The 7,761-nt window shown below is 40.7% G+C and carries 14 protein-coding genes; 1 reads left to right on the top strand and 13 read right to left on the bottom strand.

The window, feature by feature from the left end; translation table 11 throughout:
* Positions 1–345 (bottom strand): hypothetical protein (locus tag BKH46_RS08960; RefSeq protein ID WP_143428949.1); only part of this gene is annotated, 345 nt, incomplete at its 3' end.
* Positions 346–380: 35 nt separating this feature from the next.
* On the opposite strand from BKH46_RS08960, the gene BKH46_RS08955 reads away from it, so the two are divergent.
* Positions 381–665, top strand: coding sequence for a hypothetical protein (locus BKH46_RS08955; RefSeq protein ID WP_095226494.1), 285 nt, complete (start codon positions 381–383; stop codon positions 663–665).
* Positions 666–684: 19 nt separating this feature from the next.
* Here BKH46_RS08955 and BKH46_RS08950 read toward each other — a convergent pair whose 3' ends face one another.
* From BKH46_RS08950 to BKH46_RS09800, 12 genes are all read right to left on the bottom strand, one after another.
* Positions 685–924 (bottom strand): hypothetical protein, encoded by a 240-nt coding sequence (locus BKH46_RS08950; protein ID WP_095226493.1) that lies wholly within the window; start codon positions 922–924, stop codon positions 685–687.
* Positions 925–950: 26 nt separating this feature from the next.
* Positions 951–1,280, bottom strand: coding sequence for a hypothetical protein (locus BKH46_RS08945; RefSeq protein ID WP_095226492.1), 330 nt, complete (start codon positions 1,278–1,280; stop codon positions 951–953).
* A 650-nt stretch (positions 1,281–1,930) separates the two neighbouring features.
* Positions 1,931–2,539, bottom strand: coding sequence for a hypothetical protein (locus BKH46_RS08935; protein ID WP_095226490.1), 609 nt, complete (start codon positions 2,537–2,539; stop codon positions 1,931–1,933).
* Positions 2,540–2,720: 181 nt separating this feature from the next.
* Positions 2,721–3,050 carry a phage holin family protein gene (locus tag BKH46_RS08930; protein ID WP_095226489.1) on the bottom strand — a complete coding sequence of 110 codons (330 nt, stop codon included), beginning with the start codon at positions 3,048–3,050 and terminating at the stop codon, positions 2,721–2,723.
* A gap of 540 nt (positions 3,051–3,590) precedes the next feature.
* Positions 3,591–3,932, bottom strand: a complete 342-nt coding sequence (locus BKH46_RS08920; RefSeq protein WP_095226487.1) for a hypothetical protein — start codon at positions 3,930–3,932, stop codon at positions 3,591–3,593.
* Positions 3,925–4,404: a glycoside hydrolase family protein gene (locus BKH46_RS08915; protein WP_216358719.1), complete on the bottom strand. Its 480-nt coding sequence runs from the start codon at positions 4,402–4,404 to the stop codon at positions 3,925–3,927. Before BKH46_RS08915 ends, BKH46_RS08920 begins: the two co-directional genes overlap by 8 nt.
* Entirely contained in the window at positions 4,401–4,748 is a 348-nt protein-coding gene (locus BKH46_RS08910; protein WP_095226486.1) for a hypothetical protein, read from the bottom strand. The genes BKH46_RS08915 and BKH46_RS08910 overlap by 4 nt, the downstream gene beginning before the upstream one ends.
* Positions 4,745–5,113, bottom strand: coding sequence for a hypothetical protein (locus tag BKH46_RS08905; RefSeq protein WP_095226485.1), 369 nt, complete (start codon positions 5,111–5,113; stop codon positions 4,745–4,747). The genes BKH46_RS08910 and BKH46_RS08905 overlap by 4 nt, the downstream gene beginning before the upstream one ends.
* Positions 5,113–5,361, bottom strand: coding sequence for a hypothetical protein (locus BKH46_RS08900; protein ID WP_095226484.1), 249 nt, complete (start codon positions 5,359–5,361; stop codon positions 5,113–5,115). The genes BKH46_RS08905 and BKH46_RS08900 overlap by 1 nt, the downstream gene beginning before the upstream one ends.
* A 9-nt stretch (positions 5,362–5,370) precedes the next feature.
* The gene (locus BKH46_RS08895; protein ID WP_095226483.1) at positions 5,371–6,252 is read right to left on the bottom strand and encodes a Mu-like prophage major head subunit gpT family protein; all 882 of its coding nucleotides are present in this window, start codon (positions 6,250–6,252) and stop codon (positions 5,371–5,373) included.
* Between the two features lie 11 nt (positions 6,253–6,263).
* Positions 6,264–7,187 carry a phage protease gene (locus BKH46_RS08890; protein ID WP_095226482.1) on the bottom strand — a complete coding sequence of 308 codons (924 nt, stop codon included), beginning with the start codon at positions 7,185–7,187 and terminating at the stop codon, positions 6,264–6,266.
* A 299-nt stretch (positions 7,188–7,486) separates the two neighbouring features.
* Positions 7,487–7,621 carry a hypothetical protein gene (locus BKH46_RS09800; protein WP_275542189.1) on the bottom strand — a complete coding sequence of 45 codons (135 nt, stop codon included), beginning with the start codon at positions 7,619–7,621 and terminating at the stop codon, positions 7,487–7,489.
* Positions 7,622–7,761 lie beyond the last annotated feature (140 nt).

The following is a 7,761-nucleotide window of genomic DNA, read 5'->3' as shown; positions in this document are numbered from 1 at the left end:
CCATTTATCACTCGCATTGATTGCGTGCCCTAGGGAATTGACATTTTGGTGGTTGAGAGTGACAAGAGAAGCTAGAGAGAGCTTTTGTTGTTCTAAGATTGAGTTGAGATGGATAGATTCTTGGATGACTCCACTCACTCCATCATAAATAGAGCTTGTTATGTTTTTAAGAATTGCTAGAGATTGGAGAGGGTGTGCGTATGTATCTAACTTATTTTTGAGTTTATCCAGAGCTCCTGTAGCTTTTTGAGCCTCTCTATCAATACCCCTTAACACCTCCTCTGTTTGTGGAAGTTTGCCTAATTTAGCATCAAACCTTAGTTCAACATTTACATTTTTTGTCATATAATGCTCCCAAGATTATATGAAAGGGGTGCGATATGATTTATGTGTGGCAAGGTGGTTTTTTCAGTTCCTTGTTGGTTCTTTTTTTGTTTTTTCTTTTTATCAGAAACGATATGAAAAAAGCCAAGCGAGCTGATGAAAATGCCAAAGCCCAATTCCTTCAAACCCCTCAAGCCAAGCTTTATTTTAAAAAGGGCTATGAATTGAAAAAATTCCAGCATACTGGTGATGGGAAGTATGATATTTTGCTGACATTGAATCCAGACCTTGATCCAGACAATCCCAAAAACAGGCAAAAAAAGGTTCAAGAATCTTTTTAAAATTCCTATTCTTTTTTTCTCAATCATTTCGCACCCTTTCAAACTCTGTGAGCATTTCTTTTAAAACTCCATAGACTTCTATGGAATCCAAATCATATTTCTTAGAAAAATCTTTGACAATCAAATAATCCACTTCACTCCATAAACTCATACCCCCTCCATTGACCCTTTGGGCAAGCACAAAGCAAGAAGCAATCAAAATTTCTTCTAAGTCTTGCAATTCGTGGGCTAAAAGAACAGAGTTTTTATCCTTAGACAAATATGCCTGCTCCTTTGCCCACAACCTTAGTTTTTTCTTTTGACTTCTTTTGTTCTGGCAAATTCTTCTGCCATCACAGAGAAAAATTCCTCTAAAGTAGAGTTTTCTAAGAGCTCAGAAATAAAGATCTCTTTGGCTTCTTTTGCTGCTTTTTTATCCAAATTTTTTCCATCATCACAAGCTTCCAGATTCTCTCTGAGTAGCTTTTCATTAGCTCCCAACACCTCTTCTAGCCCATTTGCCCTAGAGATCTCTAAGACTTGTCTTTGATTGGGTTGGTAATATTTAAAGGCAGTTCCTTTTTCATCTTCAAAGACTACATAATTGCGTTTGATTTTATAAACAAAATTTTCCATTTTTAACTCCTTGTGTCATTATTTTATTTTTATCTGGGATTCTAAAGAATCCTAAGACCACTACAGAGAGCTAAGCCCTCTTGCGTTCCTAAAGGATAGAGTTATGATAAGCTTCGCTTCTCATCAACTCAGTTTTAAAGGTTTTGGGATTCTTGTGAAATCCTAAGACTGCTTTTCTTTTTCAATTTAAAAAGCTAAAACTCTTTTCTATGAGAGGGGAAGGGGGCTCAAATTGCGAAGTCCGCAGTTTGGGTGGGAGGGTCAAAATTCCCCCTCAAACTCCCCCTTACCCCTGCCACGCTTAAAGGCAGAAATGCAAAGGCAAAATGCAGAAAGGCGAAAATATCGGATTGTATCGCCTTTGCTCGCCCTAAAGCCAAGGGTGCAAAAAGAGGGATACAAGATTGCAGTAGTGCTTTTCCCCTCTTTTAACTAGCAAGGAAGTTGCGAGCTTCCCCCTCCATCGTTTGATGATGGTTTGCCGAAAAAAAAGAGTTTTTTCGGGGCTAAGGTTTTGACCCACCCACCCATTGTGTTAGGGGAGGATAAACCCCTTTTTTGAAATTAAAAAAGCCTTTTGAGTGAAAAAACCCTTTGATTTCATTTTTGTTAAAGAACACAAGGGGCAGTGCCCCCTCTATTGAATCCATTTATGCCTTGGGAGCTTTGGGCGTCCCATCTCTTTCTTCTTCGATGATATAATGCGTGTAATAGCCTGCATCCGTGGCATTTGCACTGCCCTCAAGCTCCAAAGTCGCAAAATCACCATCGTTCATCAACGCCAGATCCCCACTCATTGAAATATTGGCTTCATGGATCACAGCAGCGACTTTTTTATTCAAAACAGGCGTGCTGATAAAAGTAATCTTTGCCCGCACAATCCCCACACTCCCTGCTTTGAGCACAGAAAGGGTCGTGTCCTTGGTCGCATTCCCTCCAAAAGGCAGCGCCTCACCTGTCTTGACCTCTAATGTTTCGACCTTAGCTCCAAGTGCTAGAGCTAAATTCTGTGCTGAGAAATCGTTGCATTTCATCTTGAGCGTTACGTTTTCATCAGTGATGACTTCAGCGATCTTTTGTTTGCTTCCTTGCTCTTTGCTAAAAGCTTGGGCCTTAGTGATCTCTCTGTTTAAAGTCAGCTCAATACAACCTAGATTAAAAGGAGTATCCAAGCTCCCATCGTTTTTAAATACTGCAATCTCGACCCGACCCCCACTGAAATAGAGGTTTTCTTTTTGTTTATTTGCGTTATTTGCCATTTTATTTTTCCTTTTCATATTGATTTTTCACTGGGATTTTTCAAATCCCTAAGACCCACTTTCCTATTTTCTAAAAGGCTTTTTCTTTTTTCAAAAAAGTATTTTTGAAAGATATAAACCCTTTGATTTCATTTTTGTTAAAGAACACAAGGGCAGCAAAGACAAAGTCTTTACCCCCCTTCTACTTAAATTTACTTTCAAAAAACCGAATCACCAATCTAGACACAGTTTCTGCGCCGATAAAGCCCACGCCCCCAGCGAGTGCAGAAGAGAGCGAAAGCGGGAAATGTGTGTAATAATTGAGTAGCTCATAAGCAATCCAAGTAGTCAGCATTGAAGAGCCAACGCCATAGACCACATACTGCCACCTCCTGCTTTTTGTGTTGATGGAAACTTCTTGAATTGTCCTCAAGACAAATAAGATCCCCACACAGATCCCTAAAATCAAGATAAATAAATAGGGGATATATTCTCTCAATGACACTCCCAAAAACACTAAATCCTTTTCCATTTTCTCCTGCACTCTTTCTATTTTTGTTTTTATCTGGGATTTCTTTGTGAAATCCTAAGACCACTCTAGGGATTAAAAATCCCTAAGATCACTGCAGAGAGCTAAGCCCTCTTTCGTTCCTTGTTTTCGCTCGCCCTTGCGTGGTGCAAAAAGACAGATTTAAGACTACAGAAGTGTAGTCGCTGGCTTTTTGCTAGCAAGGAGGTTGCGAGCTTCCCCTCCTTATTTGCCGAAAAAAGAGTTTTTTCGGGGTTAAGGAGGGGTTAGGGGAGGATAAACCCCTTTTTGAGATTAAAAAAACAAAAGCTTTTAAAAACAAAAAACCTTTGATTCATTTTGTTAAAAGAACAAGAAAGCCCTATATGTTAAGGTCTTAACCCTCCCACGCAAAACCTTAAATCACTCTCTAGTAACTCCACATACCCCAAGAGATTCTTGATATTCTCTACCAAATCCTCGCTCTTTTGTGGTCTTTCTCTCAAAGGGATCTCACAATGAGTGGGGATATATACCTTTTCATACACAGGGTAGCCACAACCCTCAAGTAGAATCAATAGAGCTGTGATAAAACAAATCCAGCGCATTTTTCACCCCCTCTAGCTGGCTTGTGCAGCTTTTGTCTTGGACATAGATGGTCTTATATTTGGTCGATACACTCTCTTTTTTGGCTAGCATACTCTTGAGATAGCTCTGTGTATCCAAGCTCTTTTTTGCAAGGGCTTGATTTTGAGAAGCAAGGGCATTTTTTAATCCCTCTAGCTCTAGCCCTGCTTTGATACCTGTCTTGATCTGATGGCTCACATAAAGCTCTAGCGCTCCAAAGAGAGCGAGCAGAACTAAAATGGCTGCAATTAAAAACTTCAATTTCAAATATTCAAACATCAAAACCTCCTTGAAAACCTTGTATAGATTCCATCAATGCTGAGAGCTTGAGGGCTCGGCTCTTTGTCTGCTTTGCCCAAAGGCTCGCACTCATCTCTTTAGCCGCACTGATATAGTCATGAGTTTTTAGAGCCTCAATCATTTTTTTAAACCCCAAAAGCTTCTTAACCCCTAGGTTATAAGCCATATCCAGTAAAATGGCTTGACGCTCTTTGTCTAAATGGGCAAACCAGCTAAAGCCCAAAAGCTTTTCATAAAGTGCTTCCACTCTCTCTAAAAGCCAAGCCTCTGCCTCTTCTTTGCTCCACTCCCCATCTATCAAGGCTTCTTTTTCAGCTGCGCTCAAAGGATAAGCTTTGAGATTCCTCCCATAGCCAATGGTAGGAACACCTAGAGTGTCTGCATAAACCCTAGAGCTAAAGCCCTCGTGGGTCTTGATGAGAGCCATTGCTTGAGAGATCACTTCTTTCATTGGGCTATCCTCATTTTTAAATCGATTGCATACACAAACAGCCCCTCATGAATACTAGAGAGCTTCAAACTCTCAAAGATAATCCTTGTTTGTGAGTCAGGGGCTTGCGCGTTTTGGATCTCTTGGAGTATTAAGTCTAGATTTTCAAGCCCTGCTGCCATATCCTTGTTTAAAGAATTGAACGCAATCAAGACCTTAAAATCTGCTTCAAAGGTTTGGTTCTGCCCTTTTGACACCCCCTCTAGGACATAATATTTGCCTTTTTGGGTTAGGCTAGGCGAGCTTAGGGGCGTGAGGGTTTTAAAGATGGATTCAAATTTTTGGATAAGCTTTGAGATTCTCATACCAAAAACTCTCTTTCCTTCACCAAATAACACTTTGCGCTCTCTAGTCCCTCAATTTGCGCCAAAGGAGCGTTTTCAATAGCTTTTAAAGCCTTATTCAAGAGCATTTCATCTTCTTCAGACAAGCCGATTTTTAGCCAGAGCTTGAGGCGCACCATTGCAAAATCTAGTTTTACAAAGTTTGGCACTCTTTTTTTGCAAACAGCCTCCTCCATCTCGGATAGAGCCTTGAGCGCTATCTTGCAGCTCACTTCTTCTTCATTTTCCAAACTCCCCTTGGCTCGCTCTAAAAGCTCTGTGAGCAAAGGGTGTTGTGCTTCTTGTGTGCTATCTGTTTGCAGAGTGGTGGGGGCAAGGGTATCCATTATTTTGCCTTGGCCTTATCTTTTGAGTCATCTTTTGAGTCTTTGGAGCTTGACTCATCTTCTTGGGGCTTTGCTTTACCCTCTAAAATCTCTATCTTTTGGCATAAAACTTCAAGTGTGGTCTGGATACTTGTTAGAGTTTCAAGAACTTTGTTGATATTCTCGCCATTTTTAAGAGCGACAGAAGCTTCTGTTTTAAGCTCTAGCTCTGCTTTGAGCTTTCTGGATTGTTCTCTGTTGTTTATCATCTTTTCTCCTTAAGAGGCACTGCCATCAGATTTAAAAGCCTGCTGCCATAGCCCATAACCTGCGTTGTCTTCTGTATCAATCCCATAGATAAGTTCCCTGCGCATGAAATTAGCATCCGAATCAGGCTTATCCAATGCACTAAACTCCACTTCTTTATTTTTCTGCACCAAAAAGGGTTTGATGGATTTGGTTGTATCCAGCAAATACCAAGCGTTGGGATCTGTGAGATAAGGGCAAACATAAAACTCTGCCATATTCAAAGTGATATTCCCCTCGCCATTTGCAAGTGGGCTCTTCTGCAAAATTTCCATTGCTTTGTATTCAAGCTCAGGAGGGACAATCAGAAGCGATGGATTGATCCTCAAAGGCTTGCCCTCTTCATTGACCACCCCTCTCATCTGCGACCTTGCTTCCATAAAAGAAGCTTGTGTGAGGGCTTTAGTGCCAATGTTTGTGAATTTCTTAGAGCCGACCATATGCGAATCAGAAAAGAATTTTTGTCCATCATAACAAGTCCCATTACTCTCCAAAAGTGGGAACACAAGCTCATCATAATGCTGCACAGCAAGTTCTGCCATATTTTTGATTTGGAGTGCGACAATGCCTAAAGAATCATAGGCAATCACATCTCTATCGACCTTAATGGTGCTCTCAAAATTCTTTTTAGAGATCTCATATTTATAGCCTGAGATTTCTTTTAAGACCCTATCCCCCACCCATTCTCGCATTGAAGGCAGCGCTGCAAGCCAGCGATAATCCACGCTAATGGTCTTAGCGACCACTTCCATAGCAATTTTGTTGTAATCGCCCTTTTGAGTTTGTAGGGCTCCATTAAACAGAGCGTTGAGCTGTTTGGAGATTTCTGCAATCGTAGTAGCATCGAGTTTCATTTGTTTGTCCTTTATATAATTTCTGTTTTAGCACCAAGGCCAAGCTGTCTTTTGATCTCAAGAGAGAGTGCATCTTCAGTTGTTGGTGCAGGATTGATTTTGTTGTCTTTGAGCGCAGAAGTCTTGAGTGTGTTTTGAGCTTCAATCTTATAAATCTCAAGGTGCTTGTCTAATTCAGAACTGTTGAGCTCTAAGACTTCCTCTTTTCTCTTAGGCAAGAGCTCACCAAGCAAAATAGCCTGCTCCACCCTTTGGATACGAGCATTTTTCTCTAAAACTTCTTTTTCTTTTGCCAAGGCTTCTTTTTCCTTGCTGAGTTGCTCTTTTTCTTTAGAGAGCTTCTCTTTCTCTTTGTTGAGTGCTTCGAGTTGGTTTTTGAGCTCTGTGAGTTCTTGTTCTTTTTTCTCTATCACATCTTTCAATGCTTCTTCTTTTTGGTCTGTAGCCATTGTTTTTCCTTTATTTTGATTTGGTTTCTCTTCTTTAAAAGACTCTTGAGAATTGAGGGCAAGCCCACCTAAATTAGGCTGATTGACAAGCCCTACAGAATGGATTCTAACTGCCTTGGCGACATCGCCCTCTTTTTGCACAAAAATAGCAGGCGAGAGATAGCGATAAAGCTTGTTATCAATGAGCTCCTTGCCCTTAGGTGTAGGCTCTAGCTCTGCATAAATCCCATCTTCTTTGAGCTTTGGGTTTTTAAACCAGCCCATCGCCTCGCCCTTAGAGTCATGATTGAGATCAAGCATTAAATCTGCAGGCTCTTTTTTCAAAGCCTCTAAGACTTCCTCCCCATCGACTGCAAACTTCCTCCCATCAATCCCTTGGATTTCTTTACCAACAGGCAAGATCTTCACTTCTTTAGCGATAGATTCTCCTTGAGATTCATTTCTAAAATTGAGTTCTAAAAAAATATTTTCTTTTTCTAGATCCATGACTCTAAATTCCTTTATATATTTATTTTTATTGGGATTTCTTGTGAAATCCTAAGACCCACTTTCTTCTTTTCCAAAAAAGGGGTTTAACCACCCCTAACACAATGGGTGGGTGGGTCAAAACCTTAGCCCCGAAAAAACTCTTTTTTTCGGCAAACCATCATCAAACGATGGAGGGGAAGCTCGCAACCTCCCCCTATCTGTTTTCACTAGGATTTTTACAAATCCTAAAGACCACTTCAGAGAGCTAAGCCCTCTTTCGTTCCTAAAGCTAGAGTTATGATAAGCTTCGCTTCTCATCAACTCGGTTTCAGTGGTTTTACACTTCTGTAGTCTTTTTTCTGTCTTTTTGCACCTGCTGAGGGCGAGCGAACACGCAGCAATCCGAAATTTTCTATCCTTGCCTTTCTGTATTTGCCTTTTCGCCTTTGCATTTTGTATTTCTGCATTTAAGCGTGGCAGGGGTAAGGGGGAGTTTGAGGGGGAATTTTGACCCTCCCACCCAAACTGCGGACTTCGCAATTTGAGCCCCCTTCCCCTCTCATAGAAAAACCTTTTGATTTAATTTGTTAAA

Source organism: Helicobacter sp. 12S02634-8, assembly GCF_002272865.1.
Taxonomy (GTDB): Bacteria; Campylobacterota; Campylobacteria; order Campylobacterales; family Helicobacteraceae; genus Helicobacter_J.
The sequence above is the reverse complement of the archived record's forward strand: the minus strand, read 5'-3'. Positions and strand labels throughout refer to the sequence as shown.

What these genes read in the sequence shown, in the direction of transcription:
- BKH46_RS08955 (WP_095226494.1), top strand. Translation starts at nt 381, where the DNA reads ATGATTTATGTGTGGCAAGGTGGTTTTTTCAGTTCCTTGTTGGTTCTT.
- BKH46_RS08945 (WP_095226492.1), bottom strand. Translation starts at nt 1,280, where the DNA reads ATGGAAAATTTTGTTTATAAAATCAAACGCAATTATGTAGTCTTTGAA.
- BKH46_RS08935 (WP_095226490.1), bottom strand. Translation starts at nt 2,539, where the DNA reads ATGGCAAATAACGCAAATAAACAAAAAGAAAACCTCTATTTCAGTGGG.
- BKH46_RS08930 (WP_095226489.1), bottom strand. Translation starts at nt 3,050, where the DNA reads ATGGAAAAGGATTTAGTGTTTTTGGGAGTGTCATTGAGAGAATATATC.
- BKH46_RS08920 (WP_095226487.1), bottom strand. Translation starts at nt 3,932, where the DNA reads ATGTTTGAATATTTGAAATTGAAGTTTTTAATTGCAGCCATTTTAGTT.
- BKH46_RS08915 (WP_216358719.1), bottom strand. Translation starts at nt 4,404, where the DNA reads ATGAAAGAAGTGATCTCTCAAGCAATGGCTCTCATCAAGACCCACGAG.
- BKH46_RS08910 (WP_095226486.1), bottom strand. Translation starts at nt 4,748, where the DNA reads ATGAGAATCTCAAAGCTTATCCAAAAATTTGAATCCATCTTTAAAACC.
- BKH46_RS08905 (WP_095226485.1), bottom strand. Translation starts at nt 5,113, where the DNA reads ATGGATACCCTTGCCCCCACCACTCTGCAAACAGATAGCACACAAGAA.
- BKH46_RS08900 (WP_095226484.1), bottom strand. Translation starts at nt 5,361, where the DNA reads ATGATAAACAACAGAGAACAATCCAGAAAGCTCAAAGCAGAGCTAGAG.
- BKH46_RS08895 (WP_095226483.1), bottom strand. Translation starts at nt 6,252, where the DNA reads ATGAAACTCGATGCTACTACGATTGCAGAAATCTCCAAACAGCTCAAC.
- BKH46_RS08890 (WP_095226482.1), bottom strand. Translation starts at nt 7,187, where the DNA reads ATGGATCTAGAAAAAGAAAATATTTTTTTAGAACTCAATTTTAGAAAT.
- BKH46_RS09800 (WP_275542189.1), bottom strand. Translation starts at nt 7,621, where the DNA reads ATGCAAAGGCGAAAAGGCAAATACAGAAAGGCAAGGATAGAAAATTTC.